General features: G+C 71.3%; 16 protein-coding genes. 9 read left to right on the forward strand and 7 right to left on the reverse strand.

The window, feature by feature from the left end:
* Positions 1-39: 39 nt before the first annotated feature.
* Positions 40-936 carry an alpha/beta hydrolase fold domain-containing protein gene (locus tag JOF44_RS16655; RefSeq protein ID WP_209894020.1) on the forward strand — a complete coding sequence of 299 codons (897 nt, stop codon included), beginning with the start codon at positions 40-42 and terminating at the stop codon, positions 934-936.
* Positions 937-969: 33 nt separating this feature from the next.
* Here JOF44_RS16655 and JOF44_RS16660 read toward each other — a convergent pair whose 3' ends face one another.
* Both JOF44_RS16660 and argS read right to left on the reverse strand, forming a co-directional pair.
* On the reverse strand, positions 970-1,677 hold the full coding sequence (locus tag JOF44_RS16660) for a lysoplasmalogenase family protein (protein WP_209894023.1): 708 nt from the start codon (positions 1,675-1,677) through the stop codon (positions 970-972).
* Between the two features lie 152 nt (positions 1,678-1,829).
* Positions 1,830-3,566 carry an arginine--tRNA ligase gene (argS, locus tag JOF44_RS16665; protein ID WP_209894026.1) on the reverse strand — a complete coding sequence of 579 codons (1,737 nt, stop codon included), beginning with the start codon at positions 3,564-3,566 and terminating at the stop codon, positions 1,830-1,832.
* A 195-nt stretch (positions 3,567-3,761) separates the two neighbouring features.
* Between argS and JOF44_RS16670 the strand changes: the two genes are divergently transcribed.
* The 7 genes from JOF44_RS16670 to JOF44_RS16700 all read left to right on the forward strand — a co-directional run bounded on the left by JOF44_RS16670 (position 3,762) and on the right by JOF44_RS16700 (position 11,344).
* Positions 3,762-4,181, forward strand: a complete 420-nt coding sequence (locus JOF44_RS16670) for a YccF domain-containing protein (protein ID WP_209894030.1) — start codon at positions 3,762-3,764, stop codon at positions 4,179-4,181.
* A 39-nt stretch (positions 4,182-4,220) separates the two neighbouring features.
* Entirely contained in the window at positions 4,221-4,790 is a 570-nt protein-coding gene (locus JOF44_RS16675; RefSeq protein WP_301472747.1) for a flavin reductase family protein, read from the forward strand.
* Positions 4,791-4,925: 135 nt separating this feature from the next.
* Positions 4,926-5,855, forward strand: a complete 930-nt coding sequence (locus tag JOF44_RS16680) for an alpha/beta hydrolase (protein WP_342591818.1) — start codon at positions 4,926-4,928, stop codon at positions 5,853-5,855.
* The gene (locus JOF44_RS16685; protein WP_209894033.1) at positions 5,852-7,327 is read left to right on the forward strand and encodes an alcohol acetyltransferase; all 1,476 of its coding nucleotides are present in this window, start codon (positions 5,852-5,854) and stop codon (positions 7,325-7,327) included. The genes JOF44_RS16680 and JOF44_RS16685 overlap by 4 nt, the downstream gene beginning before the upstream one ends.
* A complete protein-coding gene (locus tag JOF44_RS16690; RefSeq protein ID WP_209894035.1) occupies positions 7,324-7,989 on the forward strand; it encodes a DUF6320 domain-containing protein in 666 nt (221 codons plus the stop codon). Before JOF44_RS16685 ends, JOF44_RS16690 begins: the two co-directional genes overlap by 4 nt.
* Positions 7,990-8,178: 189 nt before the next feature.
* Complete coding sequence (locus JOF44_RS16695) at positions 8,179-9,969, forward strand: DUF7937 domain-containing protein (protein WP_209894038.1); 1,791 nt, start codon at positions 8,179-8,181, stop codon at positions 9,967-9,969.
* Positions 9,970-10,033: 64 nt separating this feature from the next.
* The gene (locus tag JOF44_RS16700) at positions 10,034-11,344 is read left to right on the forward strand and encodes a uracil-xanthine permease family protein (protein ID WP_209896148.1); all 1,311 of its coding nucleotides are present in this window, start codon (positions 10,034-10,036) and stop codon (positions 11,342-11,344) included.
* A 28-nt stretch (positions 11,345-11,372) separates the two neighbouring features.
* On the opposite strand, the gene ctlX is transcribed toward JOF44_RS16700, so the two are convergent.
* A complete protein-coding gene (gene ctlX, locus JOF44_RS16705) occupies positions 11,373-12,347 on the reverse strand; it encodes a citrulline utilization hydrolase CtlX (RefSeq protein ID WP_209894040.1) in 975 nt (324 codons plus the stop codon).
* Between the two features lie 2 nt (positions 12,348-12,349).
* On the reverse strand, positions 12,350-13,378 hold the full coding sequence (locus JOF44_RS16710) for an ornithine cyclodeaminase (protein ID WP_209894043.1): 1,029 nt from the start codon (positions 13,376-13,378) through the stop codon (positions 12,350-12,352).
* 152 nt (positions 13,379-13,530) lie between these two features.
* Here JOF44_RS16710 and JOF44_RS16715 point away from each other — a divergent pair, with 152 nt between their 5' ends.
* A complete protein-coding gene (locus JOF44_RS16715; protein WP_209894045.1) occupies positions 13,531-13,962 on the forward strand; it encodes an Lrp/AsnC family transcriptional regulator in 432 nt (143 codons plus the stop codon).
* 15 nt (positions 13,963-13,977) lie between these two features.
* Here the strand turns inward: JOF44_RS16715 and JOF44_RS16720 are convergent, their stop codons facing one another.
* The 3 genes from JOF44_RS16720 to JOF44_RS16730 all read right to left on the reverse strand — a co-directional run bounded on the left by JOF44_RS16720 (position 13,978) and on the right by JOF44_RS16730 (position 16,834).
* A complete protein-coding gene (locus JOF44_RS16720) occupies positions 13,978-14,754 on the reverse strand; it encodes a metal-dependent hydrolase (RefSeq protein WP_209894048.1) in 777 nt (258 codons plus the stop codon).
* A 176-nt stretch (positions 14,755-14,930) separates the two neighbouring features.
* A complete protein-coding gene (locus tag JOF44_RS16725; protein WP_209894051.1) occupies positions 14,931-15,638 on the reverse strand; it encodes a response regulator transcription factor in 708 nt (235 codons plus the stop codon).
* Positions 15,635-16,834, reverse strand: a complete 1,200-nt coding sequence (locus tag JOF44_RS16730) for a sensor histidine kinase (protein ID WP_209894054.1) — start codon at positions 16,832-16,834, stop codon at positions 15,635-15,637. Before JOF44_RS16730 ends, JOF44_RS16725 begins: the two co-directional genes overlap by 4 nt.
* Positions 16,835-16,893 lie beyond the last annotated feature (59 nt).

Genomic DNA, 16,893 nt, shown 5'->3' on the forward strand with positions numbered 1-16,893 from the left:
GCAGCGAAGCGACCCTCGGGTCGCAGGTAGGAGGCAGTCATGGGTCGCGTCCGCGAGGCAGTGGTCACGGGAGCACGGGCCGTGCGCCGGATCCCCCTTCCCTCGACCCTGACCCATCAGGCGCTGCGGGAGGCCCGCAGCCCACAGCCGCCCAGCCACGTGCAGAGGTCCCACGCCGTCGAGAACGAGATGATCGGCCGCACGCGGACCGTCTGGCTCGACCGCCACCACGCCGACCGCGGGCTGATCGTCTTCCTCCACGGCGGCGCCTACGTCTCCGGTCCCTTCGCCAGCGACTGGGCCTGGCTGTCCCGCCAGGCCGACGCCCGCGGCTGTGCGGGACTGATGGTCGACTACCGCAACGCCCCGGACCACCAGCACCCTGTCGCGCTCGATGACTCCGAGGCCGTCCTGACGGCCCTCGTGGCCGACGGACGCCTCGGCGACCAGCCGTGGGTGCTGGCCGGCCAGCACGCCGGGGGAGGGCTCGCCTTCTCCGTCGCCCGCCGCCTGCGCGGCACCGACGTCCCCGCGCCCGCCGCGCTGATCGCCATGTCCCCCTGGTTGGACCTCGAGCTGTCCAACGCGGGGATCACCGAGACCGATCAGGCCGACCCGGTCCACGAGCGGCGCCTGCTGCGCGACGCGGCCCGCCGCTACGCCGGCCGCACCTCCCTGGACGACCCCGATCTCTCGCCCATCAACGCGAGCCTCGAAGGGCTGCCGCCGGTGCATCTGAGCGTGGGGACGCGGGACCTGTTCCTCTCCGACGTGCGCGTGGCGAAGCTGCAGCTCGAGGAGAACGGGGTGGATCTGGACTATCGCGAGATCAGCGGCCGGCTGGGCCTGCAGCTGCTCGTGCGCAAGGGGGAGGACATCGAGCGCGTCCACCGCGAACAGGCCGACCTCATCGAGAGGGTCTTCGAGCGGGCGTGAGCGGGCGCGTGCCTCGCGGTCGCGGTCCGTCGATCAGTTCTCGACGATCACCAGCGCGGCGGCCGGGGCGCGCGATGTCCAGCGCCGCGCGGGCAGGGTGCGGACCATGCCGGCGATCAGCAGGGCGTGGCCGACCGTGTAGGTCATCATCACCCACACGCCGCTGTACGCGATCGAGGCGCCGGGCAGGAACCAGTCCATCGCCAGCATCGAGCTGGACAGCAGGAACAGCGTCCCACCCGTCCAGGTCATGCCGTTCCCACCGGCCGACAGGAACGCCATGGTCGCCAGCGCCACCGCGTATGCGGCCACCGCGGGCAGCATCGGGCCGGCGCCGTCCGCGCAGGCCACGAACAACCCGATCACGACGCCGCCGTAGGGGATGGCCAGGGCGATGCGCAGCGGGTCGCGGCTGCGGTTCCACAGCGGCGCCAGCGCCGCCGAATAGCAGACCAGGGCGGCCAGGAAGCTGAGCACGGCGATCAGCTGCCCGGACTGCGAGGCGAGCCCGGCGAGGGTGTCGCCCGCCCAGGCGAACAGCAGCCCCAGCACCATCAGGACGCTGGTCCGCGTGCGGCGGGGGACCGCGGTCAGCACCACCGCGATCAGCAGCGGCGCGAACATCGGCTGGGTGATCCGCTGCAGCAGCTCCGCGTCCGTCAGCAAGGACCCGACGTGGACCGCGACCAGAACGGCGTACGCCACCCAGAGGGCGACATGGGCGGTTCTGATCGCAGGCACGCACCCAGGCTAGAAAGCCTTCGCCGAGCGAACCAGAGGATTTTCCCTGGGTACGGGCACGGTTGGGTAACAACGCGGCACGAAGTGGTCACGAGGATGGAGATAACGGACATCCGGGGCGCGAGCGGCGCAGAGCCTCGCGCCCCGCGCCGTCACATCTGCTGCGGGGCGTTCACCCCGAGCGCGTCGAGCCCTTCGACCAGGACCGTCTCGGTCAGCTGCGCGAGGGCCAGTCGCCCCGAGCGCAGCTGCTCGTCGGACTCCTGGAGGATCGGGGAGGCGTCGTAGAAACCGGTGAACGCCTGCGCCAGGGAGAACAGGTACGCGCACAGCCGGTGCGGCTCGTAGGCGGCGCCCACGGCGGCGAGCGTCGGCCCGAAATCCAGCAGCTGCAGGGCCAGCGCCCTCTCGGCGTCGTTCTCGACCCGCGGGGACGCGGACGCGACGATGCCCTGCGCCTCGGCCTTGCGGGAGATGGAGCGGATCCGGGCCACCGCGTACTGCAGGTACGGGGCCGTGTTGCCGGTCAGGGCCAGCATCCGGTCGAGGTCGAAGGTGTAGTCCGAGTCGTGCGCGGTCGAGAGGTCCGCGTACTTCACGGCCCCGATGCCGATGTCGTGGGCGATCTGCACCCGTTCGCTCTCGGGGAGGTCGGGGCGCAGCTCGTCGATCACGGTGCGGGCCGTCGCGACGGCCTCCTCGAGCAGGGCCATCAGCCGCAGGGAGGCCCCGGAGCGGGTGCGCAGGATCTTGCCGTCCTCACCGAGCACGGAGCCGATCTTCACGTGCTGGGCGTCGACCTCGGCCGGCAGCCAGCCCGCCTCGCGGGAGGCCGTGAAGACCATCTGGAAGTGCAGCTCCTGCGCGGAGCCGACGACATAGGCGATGCGGTCCGCGCCGAGGTCGCCCACCCGATGGCGCACCGCGGCGAGATCCGTGGTGGCGTAGCCGTAGCCGCCGTCGGACTTGCGGATGATCAGCGGCAGCGGCTGCTCGTCGCGTCCCGTGAATCCCTCCGGGAAGACGCACAGGGCACCGTCGGAGATCGTCGCGATGCCATCGGCCTCCAGATCCCTGCAGACGGTCTCGAGCTGGTCGTTGTAGGTGGACTCGCCCGCGAGATCCGCATCGGTCAGCGTCACGCCGAGCATGTCGTAGATGCGGTGGAAGTACTGCTTGGACAGCTCCACCAGCTGGGTCCAGATCCGCAGGGACTCGGCGTCGCCGGACTGCAGGGTCGCGACCCGCTTGCGGGCCCGGTCGGCGAAGTCGCCGCCGGCGTCGAACGTCGCTCGCGCCGCCTGGTAGAAGGCGTTCGGATCCGTCTTCAGCAGCTCCGCCTCGGCGCTGTCCTCGCCCACCTCGAGGAGGTGCTCGATGAGCATGCCGAAGGGCGTGCCCCAGTCGCCGATGTGGTTCTGCCGGATCACGCTGTGGCCGAGCTTCTCCAGGGTGCGGGCGATCGAGTCGCCCACCACGGTGGTGCGCAGGTGGCCGACGTGCATCTCCTTGGCGACGTTCGGTGCCGAGTAGTCGATGACCACGGTGTCCGCGTGCTCCGGGACGGGCGCGCCGAGCCGCGGATCCGCAGCCAGCTGCCCGGCCTGCTCGGCGATCCATTCCGTGCGCAGGCGGATGTTCAGGAACCCCGGACCCGCGATCTCGGGGGTCTCGGCGATGCCGCCCAGGTCCACGGCCGCCAGGATGTCCGCGGCGATGTCGCGCGGCTTCCGCCCCAGGCGCTTCGCCAGACCCATCGCCGCGTTGCACTGGAAGTCCGCGAACTGGGACGGTCGGATGATCGGATCCGCATCGGCGTACTCGGGCCCGAAGGCGGAGGCGAAGGCGGATTGGAAGCGCTCGGTCAGCGCGATCTCGGGAGCAGGCATGCGACCAGGGTAGTCGCGTCGGCGGGGGCGGATCGAGTGTGACGTCCGGGGCGGATCGAGTGTGACGTCCGGAACCCCTCGGCGGCGTGGAGGGGTCTCCTCGGTCGCGCTCGGGTTCCGCGGTGCGGTTCCCCGTACCTCGCCCGGGGGCTGACCCCCTGGCCGGGCACCGGCCGTCATGCCTAGGCTGGCGGCATGCGTTCCCTTCTCGCCCTGATCCTGAACATCATCTGGCTGCTCACCGCGGGATGGTCCCTGTTCCTGGGCTACGTGCTCGCCGGGATCATCGCCTGCATCTTCGTCGTGACGATCCCCTTCGGCCTGGCGTCGTTCCGGATCGCGGGCTTCGTGATCTGGCCCTTCGGCCGCGAGGTGGTCGACACCCACCGCGGCGGCGTCGGGAGCGCGCTGGGCAACGTGCTCTGGTTCCTCATCGCCGGCTGGTGGCTGGCCATCGGCCACATCGTCACCGCCGTCGCGCAGGCCATCACGATCATCGGCATCCCGCTGGCCTGGGCGAACATCAAGCTCATCCCCGTCACCTGCTTCCCCTTCGGCAAGGAGGTCGTCGGCTCCGACGCGGCCCGCGCCCGCATGTTCCCCACGGCTCGCTGAGCCGTGCCGCAGAACACCGGCGTGCCGCAGGACGCGGTCGTGCCGCAGAATCCTTCGGTGCCGCAGGCCCCGTCCGCCGATGAGACCCCGACCGGCGTGGAGACTCCGCCCGTCGATGAGACTCCGCCCGTGGACGACGTCGAGTATCGCCGTCTCAGCGACCTGATCGCGGCGGGGCTCGCGGTCGTGAGCACCCGGCAGGGCAGCCACGACGTCGCCGTCACCGTCGACTCCTATCTCGATCTCTCCTACGACCCGCCCACGATGCTCGTGGCCCTGTACGGGATGTCCCGCATCGCCGAGGCCGCCGAGGAGTCCGGGCACTTCTGCCTCAGCGTCCTGGCCGCGGACCAGCAGCACCTGGCCGACCGCTTCGGCACCCCCGGCACACCGCTGATCGGTCTCTTCAGCGGCGTCGAGATCACACGCACGACCGATGGGGACGCGATCCTCCCGGGCACGCTCGCCCACTTCGCGATCCGCGTGGAGCAGGCCGTCGATGCCGCCACCCACCGCCTGCTGATCGGCCCCGTGATCGAGATGGGGGCGGGCCGGCTCGAGATCGGGCCCGCGGTGCGCTTCGCCGCCGAGAAGCGCGAGCTGCGCTGACGGCGGGTCCGCCGCCGCGGCCTGCCTCGTCGGCACGGCCCGCTCCCTCGGCACGACCCGCGCGTCGGCACCCCTGCCTCCCGTCTATGCTGGGCCGATGGATCGCCCCGCCCCGACGACGCCGGCCGTGAGCGCGTGAGACCTCTGCTGCGGCCGCTGCTGAAGGCGTTCGCCGCGCCGCGGTTGAACATGCGCGAGGACTACCAGAAGGTCCGCCGCCTCCAGCGTCACCTCACCGCGCTCCCGCGCACGAGGTACCGCGCCGCCTCCTGGCGCACCGTCCCCGGCGATCCCGGCAGCCACGTGCCGGTGCGGGTCTTCCAACCCCGCGAGAAGCGGCGCGAGGACGTGCTGGCGTTCTTCCACGGCGGCGGCTGGGTCACCGGCGACATCGAGAGCTACACCCCGGCCTGCGCCACGATGGCGGACCTCACCGGATGCGTCGTCGTCTCGGTCGACTACCGACTGGCCCCGGAGCACCCCTTCCCGGCGGGCCTCGAGGACTGCTACCAGGTGGTGCGCCTGCTGCTGGACGAGCCCGGACGCGCAGGACTCGTCGATCCCGGCCGGATCGTGCTGGTCGGAGACTCCGCCGGCGGCAACCTCGCCGCCGCCGTGTCCCTGCTGCTGCGCGAGCGCGGACACGTCGGGGTGCGCCGGCAGATCCTGCTCTACCCGGTGACCCACTGGGACCACGACCCGGCCACCACTCCGTTCGCCTCGGTGCGCGAGCACGGCGCCGACTACCGCCTGACCTCCACCGAGGTCCAGGACTACATGGAGATGTACGTCCCCGACCCCGAGCACCGGAAGGATCCCCGCGTCTCCCCGCTGATGGCGGGCGACCTCACCGCACAGCCGCGGACCCTGGTGATCACCGCGGAGCTGGACCTGCTGCGGGACGAGGGGGAGGCCTACGGCCAGGCCCTGTCCGGAGCCGGCACCGCGGTGCGCATCCATCGCGTGCCCGAGGCGCTGCACGGCTTCATCACCCTGCCGCGCTTCTCGAGATCCCTGCGGGACGCCTACGAGGTGATCGACGAGTTCCTCGAGGAGCCGTTATGAGCCGTGAGGCCTGGGTGCGGCTGGACAACGCCTCGAACATCTTCCTGGCCGCCCGCAGCGAGGTCGACCCCAAGGTGTTCCGCCTCAGCGCCGAGCTGGACCACGAGGTGGACCCTCAGCTGCTGCAGGAGGCTCTGGAGTCCACCTACGAGCGCTACCGGCTCTACCACGCGGTGCTGCGGCGCGGCGTGTTCTGGTACTACCTCCAGGACAGCGATCTGCGGCCGCAGGTGATCGCCGAGGAGACCGCGCCCTGCGCCCCGATCTACCAGGCCGACCGCCGCACGCTGCTGTTCCGGGTCATGCACCACCATCGCCGGATCAGCCTCGAGGTGTTCCACGCGCTCGCCGACGGCACCGGTGCCCTGTGGTTCCTCACCGACCTGGTGGCCGCCTACGTGCGGCGCCGCTTCCCCGACCCCGCGCTGCCCGGCAGTGACGGACCCGGCGGCGACGAGCCCGGCGGCGACGAGCCCGACGCGCCGACCGACGTGCCGGTCGATGACCGGTCGGCGGACGCGGAGCCCGTCCACCACCTGACCACCGACGACTTCGTCCACTACTTCCGCAAGCGCCGCCGTCGCCGCCGTCGGCCCGATGCGTGGGCGGAGCGCGCCGCCTTCAGCCGCGAGGCCGCGCCGGCACCGCTGACCGTCGCGGTCGACGTCGAGGATGCCGAGAGCGAGGACCGCGAGGAGCGGCCGACGCCCCCGGACACCCCGGTGCACCACATGCGCGGGACCCGCACACCGGATTCCCGTCCGCGCCTGGTCGAGCTCACGATGCCCGTCGCCCCGGTGCTGTCCCTGGCCCGCGCCGAAGGCGCTGCCCTGACCATGTACCTGACCGCGGTGCTGTTCGAGGCGGTCCGACGTTCCTCGGGCGGGCTGGGGCACGCCCGCACCCTCGCCGCCTCGGTGCCGGTGAACCTGCGGCAGTTCTTCCCCTCCACCTCGGCGCGGAACTTCTTCGCCACCACCCGCATCCAGCACACCTACGGCGAGGGGGACGACTCCCTCGGGCACATCTGCCGGGTCCTGGAGCGCGACTTCCGCACCAAGGCCTCCGCGGACCATCTGGAGCACAACCTGCGGCGCTTCCTCCGCTTGGAGCGCACGCCCCTGCTGCGCGTGGTGCCGCGCCCGCTCAAGGACATGATCCTGTCCCAGGTGAACCGGGCGAACAATCGAGGACTGACCGTCGCGGTCTCGAACCTGGGCCGGGTCACGATGCCGGATCGGGCCGCCGCGCACGTGCAGCGGCTGCTGTTCCACGTCTCCGCCGTGCGGCCCCAGATCTCCGTCGTCTCCCACGGCGGCGTGCTGACGATCTCCTTCACCGCCCCGTTCGTCGAGACCGACCACATCCGCGAGTTCGTCCGCATCCTCACCGACGCCGGCGTCGAGGTCTCCGTCGCCGCGGCGCGCACCACCGAGGCCGAACTCGCCGCGGTGGGGGAGGCGGGGCCATGAGGCGCTGCGCCGACTGCGACGCCGACGTCGAGGGCGACTGGGCCCGCTGCCCGCTGTGCGCGGGGGCGCTGACAGGGCGGTCCGACGTCGGCCCCCTGCCCGCCGTGCCGCTGCGCTTCTCCCGCCGCCGCCTGCTGCGCGCTCTGGTGCTGACCTCCCTCGGCGTCGTCCTCGCCTCCTTCGCCGTGCAGCTGCTGATCACCCCGGGGGTGCCGGGCCTGGGCGTGCTGCGCTCGGTGTGGCTGGCGATCGCCGGCCTCTGGCTGGTGGTGCTGATGGCGGTGCACAAACGGCGCAATCTCGCCAAGTCCACGGTGTACTTCGTGGTGCTGGTCGGCCTGGTCAGCGTGTACTGGGACTACCTGCTGGGATGGAGCGCCTGGTCGCTGACCTACGCGGTGCCGATCCTGTGCGCCTCCTCGCTGCTCGCGCTGATGATCATCGTGCGCCTGATGCGGATGGAGGTCGGCGAGCACATCGTCTACAGCGGCCTGGTGGTGCTGCTGGGACTGACCCCGCTGGTGTTCCTCGGACTGCGCTGGGTGACCACGCCGCTGCCGTCGGCCGTGTGCGGGGCGCTCAGCGTCGCCGCGCTGGTGCTGCTGCAGCTGGCCCGCGGCGCGGAGACCCGCCACGAGCTCGCCAAGCGCCTGCACCTGTAGCCCTGCACCGGGTGCCCGCCACCGGGCTCCGGTTCGGTGCATGTGGTCTCCGCCGCTGCGCCGGGGCCCCTGCGGCGCGCCGCAGGGGGCAGCGGCCCTCGCGTCCTTATGATCGAGAGCGCATCTGTGCATGCGGCCCCGGGGGATCCCGACGGCCCGGCGCATGACGGACCACGGAAGAGAAGGTTGATGGACAGGGATCGCACCCGCGACGAGAACCAGGATGCGGACTGGATCTTCGCCAGCGACGACCCGCACACCCTTCCCACGGAGCGTCTGCCCGACCGCGCCGAGTTCGATCGCTACTCCGCCCCGCTGCTCGCACGGCGCCGCGCCGAGGCCGCCCGACCGCCGGGCCGGCACGAGACCGACGACCTCTCGGGCCTCGATCCCGCGCAGCTGCGCGGCGGCTCCGAGCCCGACGCGGTCACCGGCGCGATCCCGGCGATCGATCCGGAGGCCGACGACGCGACGTCCGGGTCGGGGGCCGACGGGACCGCCGACGCGTCCGACGCCGATGCGGCCGGTCCCGCGACCACGGCGCCGCTGCGCACCCCGCGCGATCTCGCCTACGCCCGCTCCGGCACCACCCCCAACGCCGAGGACGACGATCCGCCGGCCGGTATCAACGGGTTCGTGCTCCCGGACCGCTTCCGAGAGCTCGGCCTCTTCGACGCACTGCGCGACGTGCTCGCGCTGATCTGCATGGCCACGGCCATGACCACGACCTTCACGGTCGCCCACAGCGCGCTCGTGGACGGCATCGGCAAGGCCGCGATCGGCGTGGGCCTGGCGGCGCTCGTCGCCGTGCACCTGCTGCGCTGGATCCCGAAGCAGCCGCCGCTGACCGCGATCCGCGCGGTCCGCGTGCTCGGGTTGGCGCCGGCGCTGCTGGTGGCCGTCGGTGTGATCATCGACGACGTCGTGCAGTCCCTGCCGGTGCTGTTCGCATCCCTGCCCGAGGGTCCGCCCGTCGGCCTCGGCGTCGGCGTCCCGCTGCTCCTGCTCGGCGCGCTGATCGGGATGGAGCCGCGCGCCCACGAGGGCTACCTGCCCCGCACCCGCGCTCGACGCATCGCCCGGATCGGCCTGGTCGCCGTCGGGATCGCGGCCGCCGCCGCGCTGCTGATGGCCCTCGTGATGATGGTCGGGAGGCTGCTGACCACCGGGTGGGGCTACTCGCTGATGACCTTCGCCGACGCCGTGACCTCCACGCTGCTGCTGGCGGTCGTGCTGCTGTCGGCCCTGCGCCGGGAACGCTCCTGGTTCGTCTTCGCCACCGGCGCCGCCGGCGGCCTGGTCCTCGCGGCGCTCGCCGACAACACGCTGGAGCTGCAGTTCGCGGCACCGCTGAGCTTCGCCACCGACTTCGTCTACCTGCCCTTCCTGTTCGCCGCCTTCGGGCTGATGATCTCGCGGTCCTTCGTGCGCACCATGCCGATCTCGTTCCGCCGCACGGACTGGCTGGTCTACACGGTGCGGGCCTTCGAGTTCAGCGCGGCGATGCACACCGCCGCCGTGCTCTGGCACCTGCTGGCCGCGATCTCCTCGAGCTCCGGGCAGACCCCGGGCGGCCCCGTCCTCCACCTCGTCGACGCCGCCGTCTGCATCTGCTTCGTCGCCGTCTCCCTGTTCGCCCGCACCTCGCTGCTGTCCCGCCCCGCGGTGATCGCCCGGGCCAACGGCGTCGTCGCCGGGCTGATCCTCGTCGTCGTCGGCTTCCTCGACGTGATCGTGAACTCGCTGGCCACCGGCGCCGGAGCCGGCCTGGCCACCGGTGGCACCGCCCTGGTGATCGGCATCGCCGCAGCCCTGATGCTGACCGTCCCCGCCCCGGTGCGCGACGAGTTCGGCGCCCCGGACATCGCCCGCATGTTCGCCGACTTCCGCGCGCGCGACGCCGACAGCGTCTCCCTGCTGTCCCTGGTGCCGGACGTCACCGAGGAGACCGCCCGCAAGAAGACCTTCCCCGGCAGCTGACCCATCGGCCGCCCGATCCCTCCGGCCGCCCGCGGCCGATCCTCCTCACCCCCTTGGGAGAGCCATTTTCCGCTGGAGCCTGCACGGCGACGGCCGCACCATCGCCGCCGACGAGATCGTCCTGCCCGAGGAGCGCCTGGCCTGGCCGCTGACCATCGGCATCGGCGCCCAGCACGTGATCGCCATGTTCGGCGCCACCTTCCTGGTGCCGCTGCTGACCGGCTTCCCACCCTCGACCACCCTGCTGTTCTCCGGCATCGGCACGCTGCTGTTCCTGGTCATCACCGCGAACAAGGTGCCCAGCTACCTCGGCTCCTCCTTCGCCTTCATCGCCCCCATCACCGCCTCCACCCAGGCGGACTCGATGGGGGCCGCGCTCGGCGGGGTGATGGTCACCGGGCTGCTGCTGGCCGCCTTGGGGCTGATCGTCTCCCGGGTGGGGACCCGCTGGATCTCCGTGCTCATGCCCCCGGTGGTGATGGGCTCGATCGTCGCCCTGATCGGTTTCAACCTCGCCCCCACGGCGTACGAGAACTTCCAGCAGTCCGCCGTCACCGCGACGGTGACGCTGCTGGCCGTGGTGCTGTGCACCGCGCTGTTCAAGGGGATGCTGGGTCGCGTCTCCGTGCTGCTGGGGGTGCTGATCGGCTACGGCGTGGCCGTCGCGCGGGGAGAGGTCGATTTCGCGCCGGTCGCCGACGCCGCCTGGATCGGGCTGCCCGAGTTCCATCACCCCACCTTCGACCCGGGCCTGGTGGTGATGTTCCTGCCGGTGGTGCTGGTGCTGCTGGCCGAGAACGTCGGCCACGTGACCAGCGTCGGGCTGATGACCAACCGGAACCTCGACCACATGGTGGGGCGCACCCTGGCCTCCGACGGCCTGGCCACCGCGCTCTCTGCCGGCTTCGGCGGCTCGCCGACCACCACCTACGGCGAGAACATCGGCGTCATGAGCGCCACCCGCGTCTACTCCACTGCCGCCTACTGGGTGGCCGGCATCGTCGCCATCCTGCTGTCGCTGTCCCCGAAGGTCGGTGCCCTGATCTTCACCATCCCGCCGGGTGTCCTCGGCGGCGTGACCTTCGTGCTGTACGGCCTGATCGGCATCGTCGGCGTGCGCATGTGGGTCGACGGCAGGGTCGACTTCTCCCGCCCCAAGAACCAGTTCACCGCGGGCGTCGCCCTGGTCGTCGGGATCGCGAACGTCACCTGGACCTTCGGCGGCATCGAGCTCACCGGCATCGCGCTGGGCACGATCGCCGCCATGCTGATCTACCACGTCATGGACAAGCTCGGCCACGCCACCGGCACCGAGGTCCAGGCCGCCGAGCCGGCCGAGGTCGTCGCGAGCGAGGGCAGCCGGCCGCGGGAGTGAACCGGGGCGACGGCGCCGCCGTGCACGTCTACACGGTCTGAGGCATGACGGTGATCCGGGGGTTCGGCATCCCGGTCGAGGCGGGAGCCTTGCCCAGGGGCAGGTGGATCCCGGCGATCATGCAGCGCACGGAGCCGCCGGCCGCCTCGATCGTCGGCACCGCGGCGGTGAGGATCCGGCAGCAGCGCTCGATTCGTCGACGCTGGGCAGGGGAGAGGTTCCCGGCCGCCCGCGCGGACATCACCAGGGCCGGCCCGTCGCGGCCGGAGACCTCGAGGCAGTTGCCGAGGAAGCCCTGCACCTGGCTCTCGGAGATCTCCACGACGTCCCGGCCGCTGCCGTGCAGCGATCCCAGCACGCGCGCGCGCCGACCGGGGTCCCGGATCATCCCGCTGCCGACGATCGCGACGTCGGTCCCCACGCTCATCAGCACGTTCGTGTGATAGACGGGCATTCCGTCCCGGTCTGCGGCGTCCATCAGCAGCGGGCTGTACCCCAGCTCGGCGCACGCCAGGGCGAACAGCTCCGGGTCCAGCCGCTGGGACCGGCAGGCGTAGGCGATCCGCCCGACGTGGTCCAGCACCATCGCCCCGGTCCCCTCGAGGAAGCGGGCCCGGTCCTCGTACCCCGACAGGTCCAGGACGCGGCGCACCGAGAAGTGCGCGCGCAGGTGCGCGACGACATCGACGCGACGCTCCGCCCGACGGTTCGGCGCGCACATCGGGTACAGCACGACGGTGCCGTCCTCGTGCGTGGACAGCCAGTTGTTGGGGAACACGCTGTCGGGGGTCGTGGTCCCCTCGTCCTCGAAGACGCTGACCTCGACCCCGGCGTCCACGAGCACCTCGGCGAGGCCGTCGACCTCCGCGCGAGCACGGCGGGCGATCTCGCCGCTCGGGGCGGTGACGTCGTGCTGGAAGGCGTTGTCGGCCGCGGTCAGCGGGTTCGGATGGAAGCGGTGGGGACGGACGAGGACGACGTGTGCCGGCGCCTGCCCGGCCATCGTCAGCTCACCGGGGCGAGGACGTCCACCAGGGAGAAGAGGTCCTTGGGGTCGTCGGGGTCCGCCACCAGGTCCACCGCGGACTGCATGTCGGTGCCGGCGGTCGCGTCCCGCGCGCAGCGCAGCGCGGAGAAGTCGGCGATCGCGAAGCCGACGGAGTCGAAGACGGTGATGTCCCCGGCGGCCGTGCGGCCGGTCGCGGTGCCGGTGAGGACCCGCCACAGCTCGGTGACCGGGAAGTCGGGGTCCATCTGCTGGATCTCGCCCTCGATACGGGTCTGCGGCGTGAACTCGACGAACACCTGCGCCTGCTCGAGGATCGCCGCGTCGAGCTCCGTCTTGCCGGGGCAGTCGCCGCCGATGGCGTTGATATGCACGCCCGGGGGCACCTGGGCGGCCTTCAGGACGGTGCTGCGCGCCTTGTCCGCGGTGCAGGTGGTGATGATGTCGGCGCCGCGAACCGCATCGTCCACGGAGGTCGCGGCGCGGACCCGGAAGCCGAGCGGTTCGAGGTTCCGCTGCACCTTCGCGATCGCGGCGGGATCGATGTCGAAGACCCGCAGGTCCTCGATGCCGAGCACCCCGCGGAAGGCCAGGGCCTGGAACTCGGACTGCGAGCCGGCGCCGATCAGCGCGAGGGTGCGCGAGTCGGGACGGGCCAGGGCCTTCGCCGCCAGGGCCGACGTCGCCGCGGTGCGCAGCGCGGTCAGCAGCGTCATCTCCGCGAGGAAGGTGGGGTAGCCGTTGTCCACGTCGGCCAGCACCCCGAAGGCGGTGACGGTCTGGAAGCCGCGGGCGGGGTTGGAGGGGTGGCCGTTGACGTACTTGAAGGAGTAGGTCTCCCCGTCGGAGGTCGGCATCAGCTCGATCACGCCCAGCGGCGTGTGGCTGGCGATCCGCGGGGTCTTGTCGAAGCGTTCCCAGCGGCGGAAGTCCGCCTCGAGGTACTCGGTCATGCTCGTGAGGATCTTCTCTGCGCCGTCGCGCCGGATCCATCGGGACATGTTCGCGACATCGAGCAGCTGCGTCATCGCTGTGCCTCCTGGGTGCGGGGCCGGCCGCGGGATGCACCGGCGCTGGTGCTCTCAGCGTAGATTTCGCAGATGGCAGGCGGTAGAGCCAGATCGCGGAAGATGTGCGCATCGGCTGCGCAGAATGTCATCGTCGATCTATCGTTGTGTGCATGGAGCGCATCTCGGATCTCGACGAACGACTGCTGGCGGCGCTGCGCAAGGACGGCCGTGCCCCGATCGCGACCCTCGCCACGCAGCTCGGGGTCTCCCGGGCGACGATCTCCAACCGGCTCGACAAGCTCACCGCCGCGGGCGTGATCGTCGGCTTCACGGTGCGGGTGCGGGACTATGCCGAGACCGCCACCGTGCGGGCCACCTCGTTCATCGAGGTCGAGGGGCGCAGCACCGATCGGGTGATCACCCATCTGCGCGGCTTCCCGGAGATCCAGGCCCTGCACACCACCAACGGCGGCTGGGACCTGGTCGCCGAGATCGCCTGCCCGGATCTGCCCGCCTTCGACGACGTGCTGCGCCGCATCCGTTCGATCGACGGGGTCGTCAACAGCGAGACCAGCCTGCTGCTCAGCTCCGTGCTGCGGTGACCCGCTGGAGCGGGTTCAGGGTGCCAGGATCCCGGGCGCCGTGGCGACGGTGCCGAGCACGGTGATCGCGGCATAGACGGTCAGCGCCGTGCACAGCAGCCACTCCCGGGCGCTGCCCGCATCTCCGAGCAGCGGCAGGGCGATGTCCCCGCTGCGCTGCCAGAGGCCCGAGGCGAGGTGCTTCGGCGGCTTCACCGTCAGCGGCCAGGTGGGGAAAGGGATCCCGTCGGTGGTGAGCAGATCGCCGACGAGATGGGTCAGCGCACCGACGGCGACAGCGACCGGGAGCCAGAACGAGGTATCCGGGGCGATGACGGCGACCAGCAGACCCGCAGCGAGGCCCACCGCCCAGGGCAGCCACCGTCCCTCGACCACCTTCAGGGCCCGGGTGCCGAGCGCGCACATCGCGGCGACCAGCAGTGCGGCGCCGGCCTGGATCTCGCCCAGGACGGGCAGATCGACCTGCCAGTCGAGCCGATTGATGGCCACCGCCAGGGCGGTGAAGATCGCGACCGCCAGGAGCGTGTGCGTCGCCCCGCGATGCCCGGCCGCGGAGCTGACAGCCCGGGTGAGTGCCTTGGTGAGTCCGCCGCCGGAGCGGGAGATCGTCCCGCTGGGATGGTCGATGTCCGGCAGCAGCGCAGCGCCGGTGGCGACGACGGCTCCGGCGATCACCTGCGAGGGACCGAGCCCCCACAAGTCGAAGCCGGTGACGCGCCCCAGCACCGGGGCGGAGCCCGCCAGCGCCATCCAGGCGGCCGTGCCGCTGATCGCATGGTGTCCGCCCATCATGGGCACCGGCCTCCTCGGAGCTGGTCGACGTGGCCTCACCAGGGGAAGGGTGCGGACGGAGCCGCTGGTGGGACGTCGTGCGTCACCGGGGGAGGAGGGCCGTGGGGAAGGCTATCGGTGGGTCATGACAGGCGATGCGAGGCAACGTCGACCATCCTTCGCGCCATCCGGGTCCTCTACCGTTCCGGCGGCTGATCTCGGAGGAAGGCGATGACCGCCAAGACACGTCGGTTCCCGTCCAGCTCCGAGATGCCGAGCCTGTCGAACACCGCGCTGACATGTTTGACCACCGCGCCTCGAGAGAGGTGGAGTCGTTCGGAGATCTGCTCGTTCGTCTCTCCCCTGGAGACCAGCTCGAGCACCTCGAGCTCTCGGCTGCTGAGCATCTCGAGCGCGCTGGTCTCTCGGCTCATCAGCGCGTTGACCACGAGAGGATCGACGACGACTCCGCCTCCGTGCACGACCTCCAGCGCCTCGAGGAAGTCATGGACCTTCGAGACCCGATCCTTGAGGAGATATCCCAGACCCGCGGTAGCGACGGAGACCGCGGTCGTGGTCCTGGTCGACGCGCTGTCCCTGGCGATTCCCAGCAACGCACTCGCATACCTCTGCTCGACGTACTGGGACAGCACGATGATCGGCATCGTCGGATGCTCCTGACGAATCAGCAGTGCAGCCCGCAGCCCGTCGTCCCCGTGGCCCGGCGGCATCCGAACGTCGGTGACCACCAGGTCCACCGCGCCTGCAGGGATTCTCGCCGCGGCTTCGGCGGCGAGCTCGGTCGCGGTGGCGACCGCGGCGACGACGTCGTGTCCGGCTCTCTCCAGGAGCGCAACCAGCCCGTCGCGCAGCAGGGCAGCGTCCTCTGCAAGCAGGATCCTCACGATGCGCCTCCTTCTGGCGGTGCGGGCACGTGCAGTAGCAGGGACGTGGGTCCGCCGTCCGGACTCTCGAGCTCGACCGCCCCACCGAGACGTCGGGCGCGCGCCTGTAGGCCGACCAATCCTGTGCCCGTGGGCTCGGCCCCACCGTGGCCGTCGTCGATGATCTCCAGGATCAGCGTCGATCCGGATATGACGCAGCGGATCCAGACCTGCTTCGCTCCGGAGTGTCGCACGACGTTCGTCAGCCCTTCTCTCGCGACGAGGTGGACGCTGTGCTCCAGCTCTTCGGGCAGGCGCGGGACGTTGCATGTCAGCTCCGTCGCCAACGGAAGGGCGCGTGCGAGCTCCCGCAGCGCGTGCTCGAGGCCACCGTCGCGGAGCACAGGAGCTACCAGACCGCTCGCCGCTTCGCGGACCGACCGCCCTCCGAGATCCAGCTGCTCCCCGATCTCCTCGAGTCCGGTGAGCATGCGATCGCGGGCGTGACCGACGAGCAGCTGCTCAGCATCGAGCTGCAGGAGGGCAAGACGCATACCGGCGGCGCTCAGATGCATCTGAGCGCCGTCGTGCAGGTCTCGCTCGAGGGTGCGCCGTTCGATCGCCACCACGTCGTCCCGCTGCACGGTCATGTCTCCGAGCGCTTCGATCTGTGCCGCGAGCCGACGCTCCTCATCGCGCAGAAGGGCGAGGCTCAGCCCCGACCAGCCGTACGCGAGCGCGGTCGTCGCCCACAGCACGACCCCCAGCACGACGAGGCCGAGGATCGGTGCGATCACCGCGGCAGGGACGGACGGCAGGATCTGGTCCGCGTTCCAGCCGGTCACCGTCCGGCCGCTGAGAACCGCGAAGGGGGTGACGAAGAGCATGCCGAGCAGGACGACCACAAAGACGACGACGAAGAACATGGCCGCAGCCATGACCGCCGTGAGAAGCACTAGCACGACGTCCTGCCAGCGCAGCGCCCCTCGCCGACGGGCGACGTCCGGGGCCGTTCGCCCCGCCAGAGGGAGGAGGTGCAGCTCGAGGCGCGGCCAGAAGAGCAGCCACAGCGGGATGAGCAGAACGGTGAACCACACCGCGATCGAGACGACTCCGGCCGCGGCCTCGAGAACCAGATAGACCAGCGCGGTCCACGGAGCGCGCGACCGCAGCAGTCTCAGCGGACGGCGCAGATCGGCGAGCTCGAGTCGGGGCACAGGGCGACCCTACGGCGGCGCGACGGCACGCGGGGTGGGCATCCGCCTACCCGTGAGGT

The sequence above is a fragment of the Brachybacterium fresconis genome (genome assembly GCF_017876515.1).
GTDB lineage: Bacteria > Actinomycetota > Actinomycetes > Actinomycetales > Dermabacteraceae > Brachybacterium > Brachybacterium fresconis.